Origin of the sequence: Ruminococcus sp. XPD3002 (assembly GCA_900119535.1) — a bacterium.
Lineage (GTDB): Bacteria > Bacillota > Clostridia > Oscillospirales > Ruminococcaceae > Ruminococcus > Ruminococcus flavefaciens_H.
In genome coordinates this window covers 13,042-35,410 of sequence record FPJT01000004.1, presented here as the reverse complement: position 1 = coordinate 35,410, position 22,369 = coordinate 13,042, and the positions used below count along the sequence as shown (strand labels likewise).

At 46.5% G+C, this 22,369-nt stretch carries 20 protein-coding genes and 1 tRNA gene; 14 read left to right on the top strand and 7 right to left on the bottom strand.

Annotated features, from left to right (window positions below; translation table 11 throughout):
* Positions 1 to 5: 5 nt before the first annotated feature.
* The 4 genes from BT127_RS04540 to BT127_RS04525 all read right to left on the bottom strand — a co-directional run bounded on the left by BT127_RS04540 (position 6) and on the right by BT127_RS04525 (position 4,009).
* Complete coding sequence (locus BT127_RS04540) at positions 6 to 1,358, bottom strand: DHHW family protein (protein ID WP_075423840.1); 1,353 nt, start codon at positions 1,356 to 1,358, stop codon at positions 6 to 8.
* A gap of 10 nt (positions 1,359 to 1,368) precedes the next feature.
* The gene (locus BT127_RS04535) at positions 1,369 to 2,766 is read right to left on the bottom strand and encodes an MBOAT family O-acyltransferase (RefSeq protein WP_075423839.1); all 1,398 of its coding nucleotides are present in this window, start codon (positions 2,764 to 2,766) and stop codon (positions 1,369 to 1,371) included.
* Positions 2,767 to 2,893: 127 nt separating this feature from the next.
* Positions 2,894 to 3,478, bottom strand: a complete 585-nt coding sequence (locus tag BT127_RS04530) for a hypothetical protein (protein ID WP_075423838.1) — start codon at positions 3,476 to 3,478, stop codon at positions 2,894 to 2,896.
* 45 nt (positions 3,479 to 3,523) lie between these two features.
* Positions 3,524 to 4,009: a metallophosphoesterase family protein gene (locus tag BT127_RS04525; protein WP_075423837.1), complete on the bottom strand. Its 486-nt coding sequence runs from the start codon at positions 4,007 to 4,009 to the stop codon at positions 3,524 to 3,526.
* A gap of 89 nt (positions 4,010 to 4,098) precedes the next feature.
* Between BT127_RS04525 and BT127_RS04520 the strand changes: the two genes are divergently transcribed.
* The 9 genes from BT127_RS04520 (at position 4,099) to BT127_RS04480 (ending at position 14,130) form a co-directional block, all read left to right on the top strand.
* Entirely contained in the window at positions 4,099 to 4,347 is a 249-nt protein-coding gene (locus tag BT127_RS04520; RefSeq protein ID WP_075423836.1) for a hypothetical protein, read from the top strand.
* Between the two features lie 4 nt (positions 4,348 to 4,351).
* Positions 4,352 to 4,702: a hypothetical protein gene (locus BT127_RS04515; RefSeq protein WP_318257148.1), complete on the top strand. Its 351-nt coding sequence runs from the start codon at positions 4,352 to 4,354 to the stop codon at positions 4,700 to 4,702.
* A 23-nt stretch (positions 4,703 to 4,725) separates the two neighbouring features.
* Positions 4,726 to 5,016, top strand: a complete 291-nt coding sequence (locus BT127_RS04510) for a hypothetical protein (protein ID WP_075423835.1) — start codon at positions 4,726 to 4,728, stop codon at positions 5,014 to 5,016.
* Positions 5,017 to 5,027: 11 nt separating this feature from the next.
* Positions 5,028 to 5,282: a pro-sigmaK processing inhibitor BofA family protein gene (locus tag BT127_RS04505; protein WP_075423834.1), complete on the top strand. Its 255-nt coding sequence runs from the start codon at positions 5,028 to 5,030 to the stop codon at positions 5,280 to 5,282.
* A 72-nt stretch (positions 5,283 to 5,354) separates the two neighbouring features.
* Positions 5,355 to 6,617, top strand: a complete 1,263-nt coding sequence (locus BT127_RS04500) for a thymidine phosphorylase (RefSeq protein WP_075423833.1) — start codon at positions 5,355 to 5,357, stop codon at positions 6,615 to 6,617.
* Between the two features lie 103 nt (positions 6,618 to 6,720).
* Positions 6,721 to 7,227, top strand: a complete 507-nt coding sequence (locus tag BT127_RS17050) for a zinc ribbon domain-containing protein (RefSeq protein WP_075423832.1) — start codon at positions 6,721 to 6,723, stop codon at positions 7,225 to 7,227.
* A gap of 381 nt (positions 7,228 to 7,608) precedes the next feature.
* Positions 7,609 to 11,637 carry an endo-1,4-beta-xylanase gene (locus tag BT127_RS04490; RefSeq protein WP_175541911.1) on the top strand — a complete coding sequence of 1,343 codons (4,029 nt, stop codon included), beginning with the start codon at positions 7,609 to 7,611 and terminating at the stop codon, positions 11,635 to 11,637.
* A gap of 203 nt (positions 11,638 to 11,840) precedes the next feature.
* A complete protein-coding gene (locus BT127_RS04485; RefSeq protein WP_082334894.1) occupies positions 11,841 to 12,314 on the top strand; it encodes an RNA polymerase sigma factor in 474 nt (157 codons plus the stop codon).
* Position 12,315: 1 nt separating this feature from the next.
* The gene (locus tag BT127_RS04480) at positions 12,316 to 14,130 is read left to right on the top strand and encodes a PASTA domain-containing protein (protein ID WP_075423830.1); all 1,815 of its coding nucleotides are present in this window, start codon (positions 12,316 to 12,318) and stop codon (positions 14,128 to 14,130) included.
* Positions 14,131 to 14,434: 304 nt separating this feature from the next.
* On the opposite strand, the gene BT127_RS04475 is transcribed toward BT127_RS04480, so the two are convergent.
* Positions 14,435 to 15,295: an AraC family transcriptional regulator gene (locus BT127_RS04475; protein ID WP_075423829.1), complete on the bottom strand. Its 861-nt coding sequence runs from the start codon at positions 15,293 to 15,295 to the stop codon at positions 14,435 to 14,437.
* A gap of 323 nt (positions 15,296 to 15,618) precedes the next feature.
* Here BT127_RS04475 and BT127_RS04470 point away from each other — a divergent pair, with 323 nt between their 5' ends.
* The 5 genes from BT127_RS04470 to BT127_RS04450 are packed head-to-tail and all read left to right on the top strand — an operon-like array spanning position 15,619 to position 20,248.
* The gene (locus BT127_RS04470; RefSeq protein WP_075423828.1) at positions 15,619 to 16,929 is read left to right on the top strand and encodes an ABC transporter substrate-binding protein; all 1,311 of its coding nucleotides are present in this window, start codon (positions 15,619 to 15,621) and stop codon (positions 16,927 to 16,929) included.
* Positions 16,926 to 17,819 (top strand): carbohydrate ABC transporter permease, encoded by an 894-nt coding sequence (locus tag BT127_RS04465; RefSeq protein WP_075423827.1) that lies wholly within the window; start codon positions 16,926 to 16,928, stop codon positions 17,817 to 17,819. Before BT127_RS04470 ends, BT127_RS04465 begins: the two co-directional genes overlap by 4 nt.
* A complete protein-coding gene (locus BT127_RS04460) occupies positions 17,816 to 18,646 on the top strand; it encodes a carbohydrate ABC transporter permease (RefSeq protein ID WP_082334893.1) in 831 nt (276 codons plus the stop codon). The genes BT127_RS04465 and BT127_RS04460 overlap by 4 nt, the downstream gene beginning before the upstream one ends.
* Complete coding sequence (locus tag BT127_RS04455) at positions 18,643 to 19,785, top strand: glycoside hydrolase family 88/105 protein (RefSeq protein WP_318257144.1); 1,143 nt, start codon at positions 18,643 to 18,645, stop codon at positions 19,783 to 19,785. Before BT127_RS04460 ends, BT127_RS04455 begins: the two co-directional genes overlap by 4 nt.
* The gene (locus BT127_RS04450) at positions 19,775 to 20,248 is read left to right on the top strand and encodes a GNAT family N-acetyltransferase (protein WP_075423825.1); all 474 of its coding nucleotides are present in this window, start codon (positions 19,775 to 19,777) and stop codon (positions 20,246 to 20,248) included. Before BT127_RS04455 ends, BT127_RS04450 begins: the two co-directional genes overlap by 11 nt.
* A gap of 122 nt (positions 20,249 to 20,370) precedes the next feature.
* Here the strand turns inward: BT127_RS04450 and BT127_RS04445 are convergent, their stop codons facing one another.
* Entirely contained in the window at positions 20,371 to 21,843 is a 1,473-nt protein-coding gene (locus BT127_RS04445) for a DUF2828 family protein (protein ID WP_075423824.1), read from the bottom strand.
* Positions 21,844 to 21,992: 149 nt separating this feature from the next.
* A tRNA-OTHER gene (locus BT127_RS16720) sits at positions 21,993 to 22,131 on the bottom strand.
* Positions 22,132 to 22,369 lie beyond the last annotated feature (238 nt).

The window sequence follows — 22,369 nt, the reverse complement described above, 5'->3', positions numbered from 1 at the left end:
ATCACTCACTTATACATGTTATTATATATGCAGTAATGGTTATCTCCCATAGCGGAGAAGGTACACATAGTAAAAAGTACGTCTGTAGCGCCGACATCCTTAATGAATTTTATGGCGTTAAGGTCGAAATATCGTATATCGCAGAGGTATATGTTCTCGAAGGAGCTTGTAAGGAGCGGCATAAGTGCGTTTCCGTAGCTGTCCTTGAAGATAACGAGAGTCCTTGCGTTTTTGCAGTCAGTCTCAACGTGGGTGATAGCCTCGTCTCCGCCGAAAACAAGGTAATAGCTGGATGAAGCCATATTTATCGGATCGTTCAGCAGAGGCTGCACCGATGGATCACCGAATGAAGTGTTATAGCGAGTTACAGTCATTTCCGTCGTTGGCTTATAGTAAACGAAATCCTCGGGATTGTCAATGAGTGAAGCGCTCTGTGTATAGCCGTAAAGAGTGCCTACATAGCCGCTGAGGATCACTCTTTCGTATGTGTCCAGTTCGGGGTAAGGCACACCAGCAGCCTTTGCAAACTCTCTTCCTGCGTAGTAAGCGCCGATCTGCTGCCAGTGGTGGTCTGTACGGGAGTAGATATGCTCGTCCTTGTGCTCTGCGAGTGCGGAATAGGCATCGATGCTGCCGACATCCACAAGGGCATCCCTGATAGTATCAAGGTCGGTCTTTTCGTCTGCGGAAAGCTCCTTGAACTTATCGGGCATGTAGAATGAGCAGGCTGTAGGTATTACCATTGACCAGACCTTTACTCCGTCACCGAGCTGACGCTTGTATTCGCTTACATAGTCAGCATATTCAAGCTCTCTTCCCCAGCCGCCGCCGTAGAGCATGATTCCGCGGTTATTGGCAACAACGATGTTATTGGTCAGCTCACCGTCATCATTGTTGACCTCCTGCGGTTCCGGTTCGGGCTGCGGAGCTTCTGTTGCCTCGGCTTCCTCGACGGTGTTTTCGGGAGCTTCTGTCACTTCCTCAGTGGGAGCTTCTGTTGCAGACTCCTGCTTTTCCTCGGGCTTTTCGGGTGCGGAACCGTATATCGTTATGTTGTCGCTGCCGTACTCTATTCCCTTTAGCGGAATGAATTTCTTGGCGATAAGGTCCTTGTACTCCCTGCGCTTGGGGACGTTGTCATCGAAGTAATGAGCCAGTGCTTCGGTGTATTCGCCGCTGAGATAGCTGCTTAGGGTAAAGTGGGGGAATTTTGCAAGGGTGCGGTTCTCCTCTGTGGATATCTTATCCTTTTTGCCGAAGATAAGGTACCCCATGCCTGTTCCCAGCAGCCAGACTACAGCGATTATATTTGCCAGTGATATCGAGTTCCTGATTATTCTTTTAGTTTTGTCATTCATAACATTTACCTCAGAATCTGAAATAAAGGAATGGGTTGGTAGTTGCATCCACAAGCATTATGCTTGTCAGTACAAGAAGCGCAGCAGACAGGAATACGGTTACTCCTGAAGTTACGTAAACTGCGATCTCGTTTTTCTCGGTGTACTTCTTTACTGTGCTGATTATCGGGAAGGTCAGTGCAACAGCTGCGATTATCAGCCATACATTATTAAAGAAGGTGAGCTTGTCGGAGGCAGAGATCACACCGCTTCCGCCGAGCCCTATGAGAGCCTTGAAGAATCTGCCGAGTTTTCCGAGGTCCTCAAAGTAGAAAATACCGAATCCGATGATTATAACAAGTTTGCTGTAGATATGGCGTATGGGAGTGCTGATGCTTTTCATGCGCTTTTTGCCTATCTGCATCTCCATGAATACGAAGAGTCCGTAATAGAGTCCCCAGATTATGTAGTTCCAGCTTGCACCGTGCCAGATGCCTGTACAGAGCCATACGAGGAAGAGTCCGCCGTACTTTCTGCGCTTGCCGAAAATAGGGATGTAAAGGAGGTAATCACGGAAAAAGGTGCTGAGTGAGATGTGCCAGCGCTGCCAGAATTCGGTGATGTCCTTGCAGACAAAGGGGTGACGGAAGTTCTCGTTGAAGTGGAATCCGAAAACTCTGCCCATGCCGATCGCCATATCCGAATAGCCTGAGAAGTCGAAATAGATCTGAAGTCCGTATACTGCCGCACCGAGCCATGCTCCCATAAGTGAGATACCGCTTCCGCCGAGAAGATTATCGGCAACGATGCTAAGCTGATTGGCGATAAGCACCTTTTTTGCAAGTCCCAGCACGAACCTGTTAAGACCGTAGGAAATATCGCTGAGGTCGGCGCTTCTTTCGTTTATCTCCGCCTCTATGTCACTGTAGCGCACTATAGGTCCCGCTATAAGCTGAGGGAAGAGACACACGTACAGCAGGAATTTCTTGAAGCTGAACTGTGCATCCACCTTTTCCCAGTATACGTCGATAACGTAGGAAATGGTCTGGAAGGTGTAAAAGCTTATGCCTATGGGAAGCCTTATATGGGGGACGTTCAGGGAGGTGTGGAGCAGCAGATTGATATTTTCTGCGATGAATCCGCTGTATTTGAAGACTCCCAGCATAAGAAGGTCGAAAATGACTGCGGCGGCAACTGCGGAACGATCCCTGCCGTTGCCTCTGCTGTGGTGTATAACAAGGGCGGCTGCGTAGTTCACTGCTGCACTGAGTATCATCAGCAGTACGTAAACGGGTTCGCCCCATGCATAAAATACGAGTGAAAATATTATAAGAACGGTGTTTTTCCTGTCAATTCCCCTTGCAAGTGAATATGCAAGAAGACACAGCGGCAGGAAAAAATATATAAAAAACAGTCTTGAAAAAACCATTTATCAGAAAACTTCTTTCGTTAAATTTACTGTCAGGACAGTCCGAATATTATTATACCATAAATAAATACAAGTGTAAATAGTGATTTTGTAAAGAAAAATCGGCGGAACTTCTCCGCCGATAGTGTTATATTTCATCCATTGTTTCAGATTTTCCGCCGAGGTCTGTAGATACGGGGATCTCAGCAGGGAGTTCGAGCATGTCCTTTGATGAGTTCTGTATTATCTCCTGATAGCGCTTCTCGAAATGGTTCTCCTCGAATTTTTTCTTCTCTTCCTTGTTGTGCTCGATAAGCTCGGAAAAATAGGGGAATCCCTCTTTTTCGCTGAGTGCATTGTAGAGCTTGTTAGTGAGTATCAGAACTATCGCAACGACTAAATTTATGAACGTGAAAAATCCGTTCACAATACCGGTGCTCAATGATCCGCCTATGAGAGCAGCTGCACCTGTGAAAACAGGAGCGATAAGCAGCAGGATATTCTTTTTACCCTTAAGGGAGTACAGTGTCATTCCGACATATGCTCCCGGAATCAATAATCCTGAGAAAACAGCAGCAATAGCCATATCTGAGGATGAAAACATGAAACTGGAACCAAAATTTATTATATCGATTATGATGTAGAAAACAACGATATAAAAACAGACCTTGTATATGTGTTCGGTCATTTTAAGTTGTTTGCGGTATTTATCGAAATCCGGATTATATGCCATAATGACTCCTCCTGTAACAATTTGTGCGGTATTGAATATAATATGTTATACATCGGCAATGTTGGTAACAACACCTGCTTCCGATATGTCGATATGTCCGAATGAAGGCTTTGTGCTGTCATAGGGTGCGGAAGCGCTTCCGGGGTTCATGATGTATAAGCCGTCCTCGTACTTATTGTAGCGGACATGAGTGTGTCCGTAGAGGACGATATCACATTCGTTGTCAATTGCTGCCTGTTTTATGCGGAGAAGTGAATCACGGACGAAGTATCTGTGACCGTGGGCTGCGAATATACGGTGTCCGAAAGGGAGAGGAAGAACGAAGAAATCGGGACTGAGACTGTTCTCGTCGCAATTTCCCTTTACGTGTATCACTTTCTCGGTAAACTCGGGATTAGCAAGAATGAAGCGGTCCAGGTCGCGTTCGCCGTCGCCCAGGTGTATGAACCAGTCAGCATCAGCGTTACGGGTGATTATTGACTGCAGGGCGCGGTAGTTGCCGTGAGTGTCGGACATAACGATTATACGCATACAGAACCTCCTTGGATAATATACTTTAATAGCCTGTTAAATAATTATATCAGGTCTGAGGAGAAAAATCAATAGTTTACGGAGGAATTATGAACAAAAACAGTATTGATCCGCAGAAAATATCGGGACTTCTCTCGGTAGTCAGCAAGAAAATAGGCGTACCGCCCGAACAGCTCCGCAAAGAGCTTGAAGAGGGAAAGTTCGATAATGCCCTTGCGGCAATGAACGGCAAAGATGCGGCGAAATTCCGTCAGGCGGTGAACGATCCCAAGCTCGTTGAGAGACTGATGAGCACTCCGCAGGCACAGGCGCTCTACAAGAAGCTTTCGGGGGAGTGATCTTTTGACTGAAAATGAAGGGATCATGGATAAAATAACCGATCTGCTGTCGGACGAGGAAAGTGTCAGACAGCTTACGGAGCTTGCACAGATGCTGGCAAGCGGAGATCTTTCCGAAGAGGGCGAAAGCGGTACACCACAGACCGGGATGCCTGATCTGAGTGCGATAATGAAGCTTTCGGGCATGGCGGGAGCGTTGAAGGGCAATGACAGGAACACAGAACTGCTTATGGCGCTTAAACCGCATCTCAGTGAGGAAAAACAGGGCAGAGTGGATAAGGCGGTGAAGCTTCTGAAGATACTTGCCCTGTGGAATCTGGCGAAGGAGAGCGGACTTCTGAACGAACTGCTCTGAGACGGGCAAAGGGAGGCGATGATATGGCAGGATACGGTCATCAGGGAAGAAGACATGAACGTTCGGACGGCGGAATGTCCGCAGGTACGGTGAGCTCACATTATTCGGAGGGCGGACAGACCGATCTGCCCGAGCCGCCTCCCGTGTCCGTGAAACCGCAGGAAAACAGCGGAAAACACGGCGATCTGCTTAGGCAGATACTGTCTGGCGGTACAGACAAGGATAAGCTTCTGATAGGTGCGCTGATGTTCGCACTTCTTCGTGAGGGCGGAGACATGAAGCTCATCCTTGCACTGGGCTACATATTATTATAAGGAGAAGTGAAATGACGGCAAACGGTTTATTTGTACTTATGTGCTGCGCTGCGGCGGCGGTGATGCTTTTTTACTATCATAGCAGAAAAAGGAAGGTCCGCAGTGCGCTTTTCGGCTCTGTTACGGGATTTGCAGGACTTCTTCTGCTGGAGCACTTCGGAGGTGTGTTCGGCGGAGAGGTGCCGCTGAACTGCTTTAACGTGTGCGGAAGTCTGCTTCTGGGTGTACCTTTTGACCTGTGTATCGTACTGCTGAGAATTCTGTAAACTTTTTTCACCGAAACTATTGAAATTTTGGTTATAATATGGTAAAATATATATTATGAGGAGGTGGGATACTTGAATATAATTGATATTATCAGTAAAACCAAACGATCAGAAGAACTGTCCGATGAGGAGATAAAATGGCTGGTAAACAGCTATACTTCGGGTGAAACCGCTGATTATCAGATGGCGGCGTGGCTTATGGCAGTATGCCTGAACGGACTTACCGAGCGTGAGACCGTAAGCCTTACCCTTGCTATGCGTGACAGCGGCGACATACTCGATCTCAGCTGCATCGACGGCGTTACCGTGGACAAGCACAGTACGGGCGGAGTCGGTGACAAGACAAGCCTTGTTATAGGACCTGTTGCGGCGGCGTGCGGTATAAAGGTGCCGAAAATGTCAGGCAGAGGACTTGGCCATACAGGCGGAACTATCGACAAGCTTGAAAGCATCAGCGGTTTCCGTACAGAACTGCCTTTTGCGGATTTTGCGAAGATAGTCAATACTACGGGATTTGCCATAATCTCTCAGAGCGGTGACCTCTGTCCTGCGGACAAGAAAATGTACGCTCTCAGGAATGCAACTTCGGCGGTTGACAGTATTCCGCTGATCTGTGCAAGTATCATGAGCAAGAAGCTTGCCCTGAATGCGGATTGTCTGCTTCTGGACGTGAAATGCGGTTCGGGTGCGTTCATGAAGACTCAGGAGGATGCCGAAAAGCTTGCCCGTCTTATGGAACGTGTAGGACGTGCTGCAGGCAAGAAGTGCCGTGCTATAGTCACCGATATGGACAGTCCTCTGGGAAACAACATAGGCAACGCTCTTGAAGTAAGGGAAGCTGTGGAACTGCTTCAGGGAAAGGTGAAAGGTCCGCTTTATGACACCTGCATCGACCTTGCGGCTAATATGCTGGAGCTTGCAGGCAAGGGCACTATAGAACAGTGTACTGCAATGGCTGAGGAGGCGGTTTCTTCGGGTGCTGCACTGGACGTGCTTCGCCGTACCATAGCTATGCAGGGCGGAGACAGCAGTATCTGCGACGATGTCTCACTTCTTCCGCAGGCAAAGTTCAGCCACGAGATAAGAGCTTCAAGGGATGTAAGGATAGTTGCCGTAAACAGCGAGGAAATCGGCATGGCTTCGCTTATGCTGGGCGCAGGAAGAACGGTCAAGGACGGCGACATCGACGCTACAGCAGGAATAGTCATGGCATGCGGCGTGGGAGACAATATATCCATGCATGCGCCCCTTATGACTCTGTATTCATCGGTGTGCAGTGACTTCTCGGAAGCAGCTGTACGTGCGGTAAGAGCGCTCACCTTTGAAGATATCTGAGCTTTGTGAATTTATTGTGATAAATTGCTATTTCCTATTGACTAACAAAAAAATATGTGGTATAATATAGACATAAAATAAAACCGAATGGAGGTAATGACCCATGGGATTTATGGATTCATTAAAAGGCCTTGCCGATAAGGTAGGCGATACAGTTGAAAAGGGCGTTAAGACCGGCTCTGATGGTTATAAGAAAATGACTGAGAAGGCTCGTATAAAGAAGGAGATCACTCAGGCTGAATCTGCTATTCAGGACGCTTATGTCGAGATCGGTAAAAAGTTCGCAGCTGAAAATCCCGAAGCAGAGGGATTCATGGACTTCTTTACAGCTATTGCTGACAGCAAGGCTAAGATAGAAGCTCTTAATGCAGAGCTGTTCGATCTTGAAGATAAGATCACATGTAAGGGCTGCGGTGCTTCAGTTGATAAAAACGCTAAGTTCTGTGCAAAGTGCGGAACTAAGGTTGAGATCGAAGTACCTGCAGAGACAGTTGCTGAAGAGGCAGAGAAAGCTGAGGCACCTGCTGAGAAAAAGGTATGTTCAAACTGCGGCGCAGAGCTTGCTGAAGGAGCTAAATTCTGTGAGAAGTGCGGTACCGAGAACGAGTAATTCGATATAGTCTTTTAAGATGACCAAAGGCTGCTGCGTTTAACTACGCCGCAGCCTTTAATATTTGTGCAGAATATAAAGTTTTGTAAAATTCAGAGTTGATATTACAAAATGTAGAGGCTGCAAACCGCGATATATAGCCAAAAACCAGATGTTGGCATATTGAACAAAAAGAAGCAATATTCAACAGGAAAACAGCAAAAAATGACTATTGAATATTTGTTGTTAGCAAAAATTGACTTGAATAGTTCATAGAAAAGTAATAAAATGATTACAGAAGCTGCAAGAGGGAGGGACACATGGAGAAAAGCTCCGGTGCCTCTGCAGTGAGAAAAAATACGTATATCATTATAAACCGCATGAAAGTGAGGAATGATTAACATGAAAAAGAGCAGATTCAAGAAGGGCTTTGCTGGTCTCATGGCTACTCTTATGTGTGCTATGAGCGTACCCGCTACTACCGCTTTCGCTGCTGACCAGCAGGATAAAGGTAAGACATCTGATGGTTACGACTATGAGATGTGGAATCAGTGGGGACAGGGTCAGGTAAGCTTCAACCCCGGTACAAACGGTTCTTTCAGCTGTTCATGGAGCAACATTGAGAACTTCCTTGGACGTACAGGTAGAAAGCTTACAGACAAGAAGCCTTATTCTACTTATGGCACAATCACAGTTGACTATGATGTTGACTACAAACCAGACGGAAACTCATATATGTGTATCTACGGTTGGACAGAAGATCCTACAGTTGAGTACTACATCGTACAGGCTTGGGGTACTTGGAGACCACCCGGACAGCAGGGCGGCGGTCTCGGAACATTCTCTTCCGACGGCAGCACATATAATATCTATAAATCAACTCGTGTAAACCAGCCTTCTATCCACGGTACTGAGACATTCGACCAGTACTGGAGCGTTAATACAACTAACCCGGCTAAGGCTTACTCATCTACACACCTTACAGGTACAATCACAGTTTCTGACCACTTCAAGAAGTGGGAGGGCGCTGGCCTTAAGATGGGTACACTGTGGGAAGTTTCTCTTAACATCGAGGGTTACCAGTCAAACGGTAGCGCTAAGGTTAACAAGAACAAGCTCACAATGAATGCTTCAACTAACCCGAATCAGACCACAAACCCAAGCACAACTCCAAGCACACCTGCAACACCTAACGAGCCTAAGAACTCTGACGGTTCATACTGGAAGACAGACTTCGAGAGCAGCACAGGTGACTGGGTAGCAAGAGGTACAGGAACTAAGATCGCTACTGATTCAAGCAATCACGTTGGCGGAAGCAAGGGCCTTGCTGTAACAGGCAGAGGCGATAAATGGCACGGCGCTCAGGTTGAGCTCGACTCCAGCGATTTCGTTGGCGGCAACTCATACAGCTTCAGCGTTGCAGCTATGCAGAACAGCGGTTCTTCTGAGACTCTTAAGATGACTCTCCAGTACAGCCTTGGCGGAGAAGAAAACTATGATGAGGTTGCTTCAGTGAAGGCTGCAAGCGGCGAGTGGGTTAAGCTTGAGAATACTTCATTCAAGATCCCTTCAGGCGCTACAAACCTCGTTCTTTACGTAGAAGCTCCTGACGGAACATCTGATTTCTATATTGATGATGCTATGGCTGCTAAGAGCGGTACAAAGTCATCTATAAACCTCAGCAATGCTTCTTCAAGCACACCTGCAACAAATCCAAATCCAAATCCAAATACAAATCCAAATACAAATCCAAATACAAATACAAACAACAGCGCAAGCACAAACTTCAATACAAGCGATCCCGGACTTAAGGATTACTTCTCTAAGTACTTCAAGATCGGTACTTCTGTAAGCCCTAGCGAGCTTGGCAGCGGCGCTTCATTCCTTAAGAAGAACTACAACTCAATTACTCCTGAGAACGAGCTCAAGCCTGATGCAATCATCGATCAGCAGGCTTCTATGCAGAGGGGTAATAACGTTAATACACAGGTTAACCTCAGCAGAGCAGCTAATACTCTTAAGTTCTGTGAGGAGAACGGTATCAGCCTCAGAGGTCATACATTCGTATGGTACAGCCAGACTCCTGACTGGTTCTTCAAGGAGAACTTCTCAGATAACGGCAACTGGGTTTCTAAGCAGGTTATGGATCAGAGACTTGAGAGCTTCATAAAGAATACTTTCGAGGCTATTGCTAAGCAGTATCCAAAGCTCGACCTCTATTCATATGATGTTTGTAACGAGCTCTTCAAGAACGACGGCGGCGGAATGAGACCTTCAAGAGCTCAGGACGGCCAGCAGGGTTCACGTTGGGTACAGATCTACGGTGATGACAGCTTCGTACTGAACGCATTCAAGTATGCAAGAAAGTACGCTCCTAAGAACTGCAAGCTCTACCTCAACGACTATAACGAGTATATCGGTGCTAAGACAACTGATATCTACAACATGGCATTAAAGGTTAAGGCTGAGGGCAACATCGATGGTATCGGTATGCAGTCTCACCTTGCTACAAACTATCCTGACAAGAACACATATTCTGCTGCTCTTGAAAAGTTCCTCAGCACAGGACTTGACGTTCAGATCACTGAGCTTGATATCACATGCTCTGACTTCCAGTCACAGGCAAGTCTCTATAAGGATATCTTTACACTTGCTAAGAATGCTTCTGAGAAGACAGGTAAGATTCCTGCACTCACAATCTGGGGAACTCAGGACCCTGTAAGCTGGCGTAAATCACAGAATCCTCTGCTCTTCAGCGATGGTTATAAGCCAAAGCCTGCTTATGATGCAGTAATCGGCCTTGTAGATCCTGCTGATATAGGTAAGACAAATAATTCTTCTGTTGTTCAGACACCTACTAACGCTCCAGCTCAGACACCTACTAACGCTCCAGTTCAGACACCTACAAGTGCTCCAAACAACACAAATAATAACCCATCAGTATCTGCTGATGCTGACTTCGGTGATGTTACACTTGACGGAAGCGTTGGACTTTCTGATGCTCTTGCAATCCTTCAGTATGTTGCTAATGCACAGAAGTTCCCACTTACTGAAAAGGCTATAAATAACGGCGATGTATACAACCGCGGCGATGGTATAACAGCTGCTGACGCTCTCTCGATCCAGAAGTATGATGCTAAGGTTATCACAAAGCTTCCTGAGAGCTGGAGTGCAAATGCAACTGCTAACACAAATACCAACAACAACGCAAGCAGCAACACAAACAACAATAACTCCTCAGCTTCTGCAAACACAGGTTCTGTAAAGGCTATCTCAAGCTCATTCGAGAGCGGTAAGGATGGCTGGGCAGCAAGAGGCGATGTTACTGTTGAGTCTGATTCAGATAACTACTACAGCGGAAGCAAGTCTCTCAAGATCTCCAACAGAGGCGATGCTTGGCAGGGTTTAGGCTATGAGCTCGGCAGCGATTTCAAGGCTGGCGGCACATACAGCTTCAGCGCAGCTGTTCTTCAGGGCAGCGGTTCAGCTGAGACAATGAAGATGTCTCTCCAGTATGATGATGCTTCAGGCGTGACTCAGTACGATCAGATCGCTACTGCTTCAGCTGCTGACAAGACTTGGACAAAGCTTGAGAACACAGAATACACAATTCCTTCAGGTGCTACAAACCTTCTCCTCTACATCGAGTCAGATACTTCTTTAACAGATATCTATGTTGACGATGTATTCGCAGGCGACAAGGGTACTGCTTCAAAGGTTACAACAGGCGGCGGTAAGGTTAATATCACAGCTGCTTCTACACCTTCAGTTACACCTTCAACTGGTAACACTTCAATCGATCCAAGCAAGCCAATGATCGCTATCAGCTTCGATGATGGTTGTCAGAAGCCTGCAATCGGTACAAGAATCGTTGATGCACTTTCAAAGAGCGGATTCCATGCAACATTCTTCTATGTTGGTGACTGGATCGGTGCTGGTGCTGGCGAAAACGAAGTTAAGTATGCTTACAGCAAGGGCATGGAGATTGCTAACCATACAACATCACATCCACATCTCCCAAAGCTCGGAGCTTCACAGATCCGTTCAGAATTTGATAATACACACGCTAAGCTCAAGAATATAATCGGCGCAGAGCCTTCAAAGCTTATGAGACTTCCTTTCCTCGAGTCAAATGGTACAGTAGAGTCAACTCTTAACGATGTTGCACTTATCAGCTGTCAGTTTGATACTCAGGACTGGAATGGTCATTCAAAGGATCAGATCGTTAACGACATCAAGGGATGGGTATCATCTGGTCAGGGTAATGGCGCAATAGTTCTCTGCCACGAGACATATGATGCAACAGCATCAGCTATGGAAGAAGTTCTTCCTTGGATCAAGTCACAGGGCTGGCAGGTAGTTACCATCTCAGAAATGGCTGCTGCAAAGGGCAAGACACTGAGTGGTGGTAGAGTTTACAAGACAGTGTAAACTTCTAATAATTAACTAACGATATACACACACATTCTGATTATCCCCTAATTTTCCCTGGAAAGGCAGTCGGTTACCCCGACTGCCTTTTCGCTTTATAAAAAAAGTGACCTTTTCTTCTTTTGGTTCGTTTTATTAGTGAAAGGATTCATGATTTGTGTACACATTGAAGCCTTCATAATATTATGGAAGGAGTTGAGATTATGGTTTCAGAGGATCTTATCCGGGAAGCCGTCGAGAACTATGCAGATGATCTCTACAGGGTATGCCTTGTGATGCTGAAAAATACTGCTGATGCGGAAGACGCTGTGCAGGATTCGTTCATTACATATATGCAGAAGGCTCCGCGATTCAACAGCTCAGAACATGAAAAGGCGTGGCTGATACGTGTTGCATGCAATAAGTGCCATGACATGATCCGTTACAGGGATCGTCACAGCACCGTAAGCGACGAACTGCTTGAAAGCTATTTCGTGGAGGAGAGTGATTCTGCTGTTATCGATGCGCTTATGGAGGTCCCCGAGAAATACAGGATAGTCCTATCCCTTCACTATATTGAAGGCTACAAAGTGGACGAGATCGCCGAAATGATAGGCAGATCACCTTCCGCTGTTAAAATGCGCCTTTCAAAGGGACGGAAAAAACTCGAAGAAAAGTACAGAAAGGGGTACATGTGATATGAATGACAAGGATATCAGAAATGCTGCGGAAAAAATCAGACTTTCAGATGAAAAAAAGCAGCAGATAATTGATGAGTGTGTTAAAAATATCGATAATACCGATTTGAACGGCGAACAGGTAAGCGGTGTTGAGCGAGTAAAATCAAGACCTGTTATGCGGTTCGCTGCTATGGCAGCTGCATGTGCGGTCATAATCGGCGGAGTTGGTACTACGATGCATTTTATGTTCAGAAACGGTACAGCTCCTGCACAGTCCAGTGAAGTTGAAACTCATGTAGTTATGATGCCGTTCGGAGATTTTGTGGATATGAATTATTGGTTCATAGGCGGACGTTACGAAAATCCTGATGACCATCACGTGGTCGGAGAGTATCTTAATACTGTTGAATGGAGATCCACTGAATTAGCGGATATCAACACCCATGCTGATGATATTCCGGAATACATTATTGATATTAATGAAGATGACAGGCATAAGCTCATTATGATATACGATGACGGTGTTGCAGCCTGCGGTGAGTTAAGTCCTGATTTTGATTTTGCTCCTGAAGTAGTTTTCACTCAAAAGGTTTTTGAGGATGCTCCTGTAACCTATTATAAGATCAATTATCCGAGCTTTGATGAGCAGATGCTGGCTTTTGAACAGGAAAGAAATATCAAGATAAAAAACAGCAACGGCACTCTTGTACCTGTTGAGGATATAGAAATGCTCGATGTTACAAATATGCAGTATGAGCTTGCTATGGATCAGCTGATGCAGAGCGGCTTTGAGCATGTAGAGTATAAAAGCCAGCCGTCGGATGAAATTTCGGAGGGTTACGTAATAAGCAGCGATCCAAAGCCGGGAGAAGTAGTTCCTTCGGACACAAATATCACGCTTTATGTCAGCTGCGGCGCAACAGATGATATCAAGGTTGAAAACTACATCGGCATTCCTGTTGTTGATGCATCTGCTATGGCTTTGTATAATGGATTGAAGGTCAGAACACTTGATAATGGCGGTGACGATGAAAATCGTACAGTTACAGCGCAGTCCATAGAAGCGGGTTCTGTTGTACCTGTCGGCACAGAGATAACTCTTACGGTCGGTATGGTCAATGATCTGGACCTTGATTTTGATCTTCCCGATGAAAATGTCCGCTTTGTCAATTATAAAAATACCGAGTGTCCTTTTATTCTCTCGAAGGAGCAGCGTGATAAGCTTGTTTCTGCTATTGAGTTAGGCTGTTATGAGTCGGTTTCAAGTGAAGATATCAATGGTATGGTCAACAATGTAGCTCCCGAGGAACAGCTTGGATTCGGTGCGTATTGTCTTGACTGGAATGACGGCAATTCATGGGGCGAGCTTACTGTATTTGATAACGGTATAGTTTCTTATGACCGTGAAATAGTCGGCGGTGAGCAGAAGTTGGAATGGTATCGCATAGATGCGTCGTATATCGATATGAAGATACGAAGCATACTTGGCTGGAGCGAGGGCTACTGTCCCTTTGGCACTCCATATAAGACGGGACTCAGCTATAACGGCGAGGCGCTAACAGGTTCAAAGCTCCGTGAAGTCTCGAATGCATTTTTCGGCTGGGACTGGAGCAAGGCGGAAGCTGTTGATTCCTTCCTGGGAGAGACTCCGACATACAAGTTCACATATGGTGCTGCTGATATAGGTGATGTTGTTATAAACGTATACAGCGACGGTACTATCGAATGGTCCATACCTGAAAGCGGAGTATATCGTCTTACAGATGCAGACGGTGATGCTTCAAACGCAAATATCGATCTGATAAATCAAATTCTTGACGATATACTGAAATAAAACGGCGGACTTTCAGAGTTGTGCCTATACGGAAGTTTTAAGTGTTTTATTGAGGGAGACTTTTGAGTAAAGGTCTCCCTCTATCTTTTTCAGAGCCTTTACTTTAAATTTTCAGCCTGACAGGGTACTCATATAAAGCAATCAGTTTAGTAATACTATGAGTGAGTAACCTGTCAGGCTGAAAATTTGGGGCAAAAAGTCTTTGGAAAAGGGGTTCGGGGGAAGAACCTTTCCTCAGAAAGGTTTTCCCCCGATAATCACATATAAAATTTCCGTAAAAGCAAAACTTAAAAGTCCGCTTTATTTAGTGTAGTGTGTACAGCTTCTTAAAATCCGTGGGTGTGCAGTGTTTGATCTCTTTGAATATACGATTGAATGTTGTAAGGCTCTTGAAGCCCGATCGCATTGCGACCTCGGTTATCGGCATTTCAGAGTCCATAAGCAGATGCTCGGCAGCTTTTGTACGCCTTGCATTGATATACTGCAGATAGGACATAGAGTTATACTGCTTGAAAATACGTGAGAAGTGATATTTGCTGTAGCCTGCAACGTCTGCAAGCTGATCAAGCGATATGTCGTACATATAGTTGTTGTCTATGTATTTCAGTACCACTCCGAACTTCTCGCTGTATTCGTCGATCTTTCCCTCGTCCACATCCATGCTGCTCTTGTTCTGTTCGATCTGGAACTCTCTTATCGTCATGAAAAGATTGATGAGCTCGGTATAGATCTTAACGTCAGCAAGCTCTGCATGGGAGTTATAGAGTGTAAGGATATCGAGCATGGTCTTTTTAGCCATAACGTGGATCTCCTTATCGTACTCGGGAGTCAGAAGGATAGGACCGTTCAGTGCGCGCATTATTGGTTCCAGTGCAGCCACCTGGCTGAGCACTGAATTGTCGCACTGGAAGATGAGTCTTCTTCCGGGCATAGGCGGCATGGAATGAAGCTCGCATGGGGGAACGATAAGGATATCGTTCTCGCGCAGGTTATACTCCTCGTCAGCCACCGTTACACGGTATTCGTTTTTCATTGGCATTATCATTTCCACCGCATCGTGCCAATGGACGGGATACGGCTCGTTTTCCACATTGTCGTACAGCAAAATACATCGTTTGCTGTCGTACTCGACTGTTTCATAGTCGCCCATTAAATTCTTGATCATAACTTTTCCCCTCGTCAAAAATTGCTCTTTCAAAGCAATCGCAACTGCATTTACCCACTTACATTATAGTATAATCCGTGTAAAATGTAAATAGTTAAGGCGAAACTTTGTGAAAATAATACAAATCGCCACAACAATTTTTGGGGCATTATAACTACGGAACTTGCCTGTATATTGCGTTTTGTATAGATTTCAGAGACTTTTTTAGTAAATCTGAGTTAACTATTGCAGACTGTATGATTGTCATAATTAATAAAATCAGGTTGATTTCAGGGGAGAAGTAGTGTATAATAATGGTATCATTATATTTAAGGGTTGAGAGTATGAAGGATAAACTATTGAAGCTTGCGGCATTTTGCTGCGCTGTGACTCTCTCTGCCTGCGGAGGCAGAACAAATAAAACCGTGACGGCTCCCGACGGTAAGCTTGATCCCTGCACTATTCGTTTTTCCTGGTGGGGAGGGGACGACAGGCATGAAGCTACCCTTGAGGCTATCAAGCTCTGGAACAGCCGACATCCCGAGATAGTTATAACTCCCGAATACGGCGGCTGGGACGGCTGGACTGAAAAAACTGCCGCTCAGATAGGCGGAGGTACCGCTCCCGATATCATGCAGATAAACTACGACTGGCTGGTAACGCTTTCTCCCGACGGAAAAGGCTTCTACGATCTGGACAGACTTGCGGATCAGCTCGATCTTTCGGGATTTGACGAGGACGTTCTCTCCTTCGGACGTGTGGACGGGCTTCTTAATGCAGTTACCGTTTCGGTATGCGGCAGGGGACCTTTTTACAATTCGCAGACTTACGAAAGTCTCGGAGCGTCTTTCCCCGAAACATGGGACGACCTTCTGGCGCTGGGCGAGACTATGAGAGGTTCGGACAAATATCCCATAGATCTTGATATACAGTCTGGCTTTACTGCCTGGTATCTTTCTGTAGTGTACATACAGCAGAAAACAGGACGCAACCTTATAACTATGGACGGCGAGCTTGGATTCACTGTGGAGGACATCGAGGCTGCACTTGATTTTTACAAGTCGCTGGAGGATTCCCATGCAGTCCGCACCGTAAAGGAGCATACCGATCAGGACGGTAATTCCGCATTGTATCAGTCCTCTGAGTTTATCAGCGGAAGAGTAGCGGGAGTTCTCGAATGGGGCAGCTCTGTGGGCAAGTATGAAATGGTACTTCCCGAGGGTGCGCTTAAGGCAGGTCCTCTGCTTGCGGACGAAAGCGGCAATAACAGCGGCTGGATGATAAAGCCTTCACTGCTTTACGCTATATCTGCAAATACAGAGCATCCCGATGAAGCGGCTGCTTTTATGGACTTTATGCTCAATGACAGCGAGTGCGCCGAGATACTGGGCACTACAAGAGGTATACCCTCTTCGGAATATGCGGAGAAAAGCCTTGAAAACAGTGAAAAGCTTGAGGGACTTGTCCTTGAGAACCATGATATGCTCGAGGCAGCCGATACAGTTACCATAAGTCCGTATATGGAGCTTGACCGAATGAAGGAGTTCTATAACACGGCAATAGAGAAGGTATCCTACGGTACTGAGGATACTCACACAGCGGCGCAGGAAATGTATGACGCAATGTCTTCGTATCTGGAGAAGATTAGAAAATGAAAAAACGAACTTACAACAACCCTGTTGGTGTGGGCAAGTATACGGGACTGCTCCTGATAACGCCGTTTATAGCAGGATTCCTCCTGTTTACGCTCTATCCCTTTGCAGCTTCGTTCCTGCTTGGACTCACCGATTATGACGGCGTTCATCCGCCGCAGTTCATCGGCTTTGAAAACTACAGGGAACTGCTTGCTGACAGCGAAATGCATGATGCAGCTCTCGTTACCATTAAGTACACTCTTATACTTGTCCCGCTGAAGCTGATAATATCGCTTCTTGCGGCAATGCTGCTGAATCTGGAGGTCAGGGGGATAGGTATTTACAGGACTGCTTTCTACGTTCCTTCGATACTTGGGGCAAATCTGGCTGTTGTCATAATGTGGCAGTTCCTTTTCACATCGGGCGGACTTGTAAATCAGCTCATCGGTCTGACGGGAGCTGATGCCGTAAGCTGGTACGGCGACAGCAGATACGCCCTGTTTACGATAATACTCCTGCGTCTGTGGGAGTTCGGTTCGGCAATGGTACTCTTTCTCAATGCACTTCGTGACGTGCCGAAGGAGTATTATGATGCCGCAAAGGTGGACGGCTGCGGAGGAGTCAGGAGCTTCTTTGCAATAACCCTTCCCATGCTGAAAAATGTCATATTCCTTAACCTCGTTTTACAGACGATAGCCGCAATGCAGGAGTTCAATGCGCCGTATATGCTTACGGGCGGCGGTCCTATGCGTTCGACCTATACCATAGGAATGATGATATATAACGAGATGTTCAGATACCACGATGCAGGTACGGCAAATGCGGTCTCGTGGCTGCTTTTCCTGTTCATAACCGCCGCAGTGCTGATACTTTTCAGGCTTACAGGCAGAAACAGGGAGGACAGCATATGAAGAAGAAAATAACTGCATATCTGCTCCTTACTGCTATTGCAGTAGTCATGATATATCCGCTTCTATGGCTTATCGGAGCTTCATTCAAGTCCAACGACGAGATATTCAGCTCGGTATGGTTCATGCCGAAGCACTTTGACTTTTCGGTTTACAGAAGCGCATGGGAGACCGTTACCCCTTACTCTATGGGACATTACTTCCTTAACACCTTCTGTATAATCATCCCCAAAACTGTTTTCGCTGTACTGTCATCGGTACTTGTGGCATACGGCTTTGCAAGGTTCGATTTTCCTATGAAGCGCATGTGGTTCTCACTGCTTATGGGTTCGATGTTCATGCCTGCGATAGTTACGGCAATGCCCCTTTATCTGCTGTGGAGCAGACTCGGCGTACTCGATACCTATATACCGCTTACTCTGCCTTCGCTGTTTGCTGCCGAGGGAATGTTCGTATTCATGCTGATACAGTTCATGAAGGGCGTCCCGAAAGAGTTTGACGAGGCGGCAAGGCTGGACGGCTGCGGCGCTTTAAAGACGCTGTTCTATGTGCTGATACCCTGTATCCGTCCCGTAATAGTGTCGATATCTGTATTCACTTTCCTCTGGACTATGAACGACTTCCTTACTCCTCTTATCAACATAAGCTCTGTTGAAAAATATCCCCTCTCACTTGCTCTGCGGCTTTCTTCCGACAGCACAGGCAACGGCTATGAACAGTGCAAGATAATTGCAATGTCCGTGATAGGACTTATACCGTCTGCCGCTGTATTTGCAGCTGCACAGAAAAAATTCATAAGTGGTATAACCGCAGGAGGGCTGACAGGATGATGGACATTTCAAGAGCCGAAAAGGCGGTAAAGGACTATCTGGATAAGCTGATACTGATATCAGAGCCTCTTTGTCCGATGTGGAACAGGGAGAATTTCATATTCAGAAAACAGGCTAAGTGGAACTATATCGACGGATGCATGATAAATGCACTTCTCATGCTTTATAGGGTGACAGGTGACAAGCGTCTGACTGAGTATTCCGAGAAATTCATCGGAGCGTATGTCCGCGAGGACGGTACCATACCCACAATGCATACCGAGGACTTCAATCTGGATAACATAAACGGCGGAAAGGTCCTCATCAAGCTGTGGAAGCTGACAGGTGAACCGATGTACAGACGAGGCTTCGTGCGCCTTTACGAGGAACAGCTGACTAAACAGCCGAGACTTCTCTGTGGAAGCTTCTGGCATAAGGCGATATATCCTTTTCAGCTCTGGCTGGACGGAAGCTATATGGCGCTGCCGTTTATGGCTGAATACGCCGTGATGACCGAGCAGAGCGGAATAATTGAGGACGTTGAGCGTCAGCTCGGCAATATCCGCGAGAAGCTGAGAGATGTTAACACAGGTCTTTATTATCACGGCTATGACGAGACTCGCTCGATGAACTGGGCGGATAAAACTACAGGCTGTTCCCGTGAATTCTGGCTTAGAGCGATAGGCTGGCTGTGCGCAGGACTTGCGGATATTGCGGAGATACTCCCCGATTCGGATGTCTGTCGTGGAATGCTCAGGGATATTTTGCTGTCTCTGTGCAGGTATACCGATGATGACGGGATGCTGTATCAGCTTCCCGTAAAGCGTGAACTCAGCGGAAATTACCCCGAGACAAGCGGTACTCTGCTGTTTGCCTATGCAATGATGAAAGCTGAACGCCTCGGCATTGTCGGTGACGGCAGTGCAGGAGCAAAAGCCTTTATGACGGTAACTGACAGATTCATAACCTTTACAGAGGATGCGCCGATACTCGGTAATATCTGTCTTATGGGCGGTCTCGGCGGAGACAGCGGCAGGGACGGTTCTGCGGAGTATTATCTCGGTGAAAAGATCGTTGAAAACGATGCCAAGGGAATTGCGCCTTACCTTATGGCTTTTACAGAACTCAAAAGGCGGAATGGTGAGATAAATGGACTATAAGATCAGACAAATGCGTGAAAGCGAATACCCGCTGCTTCAGGACTTCATTTACGAGGCGATATTCATCCCCGAGGGACAGGAAAAACCTCCGAGGGACATCGTATTTCGTCCCGAATTACAGGTATATACCGCCGATTTCGGCAGGTATAAGGACGATATCTGCCTTGCTGCCGAAGCCGATGATAAAATAGTCGGTGCGGTATGGGTGAGGATAATGGATGATTACGGACACATCGACAACGAGACACCATCCTTTGCAATATCGCTTTTTGAAGAATACAGAAATTTCGGCATAGGTACTGCCATGATGCGTGAGATGCTCGGACTTCTTAAAGAACGAGGCTACAGACAGGCTTCTCTTGCGGTACAGAAAGCAAACTACGCTGTGAAAATGTATCGCAGACTGGGATTTGAGGTCATAGACGAAAACGAGGAAGAGTATATAATGCTTTTCCGGTTCTGATCGGGGATTCCAAAGGCAGAGCTCTGTGATATGAAGCGCTCAGTAAAGGGTGAATTTCAAAACAGTCCGGGAAAATAAAAAGGGGAGATCTTTCTGCTGAAAGGTCTCCCCTGATAGTTTATTTACGCAGCTGTTATGCAGGCATATCTTTCGGCTGCGAGTATCCTGTCCATTACCAGCTCGGGTGAACACTCTCCGCCCATTACCATATCGAATATGGAAGGTGAGTAGCCTGATACCAGTGCCGCACCTGTTTCGGAGCGTGTCACGGGTATCGCATCACAGCGGCTGTTGACGTTCCAGAATATTACCTCGGGAAGTCTGTAGCCGTACTGGCTGTAGAGCTTCTTTACAGCCCTGAACAGAACCTCGTTATTGCCGCCTGTAACACAGTAGTCGAACTGCATATCCGATATTATGTATATCTTTGAGGGCAGCTCGGACTGAGGTACCTTGTTCTTTATGGCAGTCTTGAGTATCAGCTTGAAAACTGCTTCCAGATCGGTGTTTGCGATCTCGTTGAACGAACGGCAGTAGCTTACCTTTTCAACGATATCTCTGCCCTTTATCTCGACCAGCTGAGGGTTTTCAGAGAAGGTTATGAAGTGGTTTGCAAAAGCACCTGTATTGTGCTCGGCGAAGAATATTCCCAGGGACAGTGCCGCATCTGCGGGACGTATTCCGCCCATTCCCCAGTACATAGAACCTGAGCCGTCTATAACTGCGATAGCATTTTCACGCTTTGCTGCATTCAGATCGGGCAGAGACTTCCATGCGGTATCCAGCGAGAGTCTCTCAGCATCGGATATAGAGGGCTCCATAGCCGAACGTACTATATCGTAGGGGAAAAGTCTGTCTGCGTGGAGCTTTGCTTCTCCGCTGTTGACCTTGTTCAGGAAATCCTTGTAGCGCTCGCCGTCGTTGCGTATGAACGCCTTGCGGTACTTGAACATAGCACATGAAGGCTGTACACCATAGTTGAATGTGTAGTCACGCTCACGGAGACGGTTCTCCAGTATATCCGAATACTTGCGGAGTGCGGACAGAGTCTTTCTGTACTCAGGCTCGGACATTCCCAGCAGTTCTGCCAGACGTCTGCCCATGTTCCTTGTCTTCTTTGAGGAGGTGTTGACCGAAGGCATCCACTTTGCAAGCAGAGATACCTTGCCGCCGTTAGCCATTGAAGCCTTATCGGTGCGGAGCTGAGCTGCGATGATATCAGCTGCATCCTTCTCCAGAGGAGTTCCGATCAGTATGCACAGGTCGTCGAAACGACCGTACTCGGGGAACAGTTCCAGATTCTTTCTTACAGACTCGGGAGCTGTCTTTACCAGTGTGCTTACAGCTATGCGGAAGAAACGCCTCTCACCGAGACCGCCTCTTGCGTCACGGGCAAAGAAGATTATCTTCATTGTCTTGTCGGGATCCTCGGCGTATGCACGAGTTACCGTATTAGCAATCTCTTCGGGTGAAGAGTTTCTCATAGCGCCTGCCTTGAAGAACATATCAAGACAGAAAGACTCGGATGAACGGAAAGCCGCAGCACCGTTCTCGGTATATGTGTTATTAGCTTCATTCTTCAGAAAATTCAGCATAGTTATTCTCCTTCCAGCGGGGAGTCCCCGCGAACTACCACGTTTACGCTCGCAAGCTCGCTCACATCTTGTAAAATTAAAGTCTGCTTTCGCTTACGGCAATAAAAATGTAAGGGTAGTTTTCAAGACAGCATTTTATCCCATACGTTTCCGCAGGGCAGGATTCGAACCTGCGTAAGACCACTATATTATTGCTGTTGCTGACTTATATTATTATCGTTAAAAATGCCGCCCGTCACGGCTCGTTTTTATTCGCAGCGCTTTGACCGTAAGGAAAGCTCTCTGCGGCGACAAAACTATTGCTGTAAGAGCCGTGGACGGCGGAAACAAGACGCATTATACAAAAACCATATGTATGATATCTGCTGTTTGCGTCTTAGCAAGGCGCATAAATGATCCTACGTTAAAAGCATAGTCATGATTGCTGCTGTATGCGCCTTAAGGATTCAAGACGTGTAAAAAGAAATTCATCATAATAAAAAACCAATAATGAAATTAACTGCTGTTCACGTCTTAGAAAAAATTG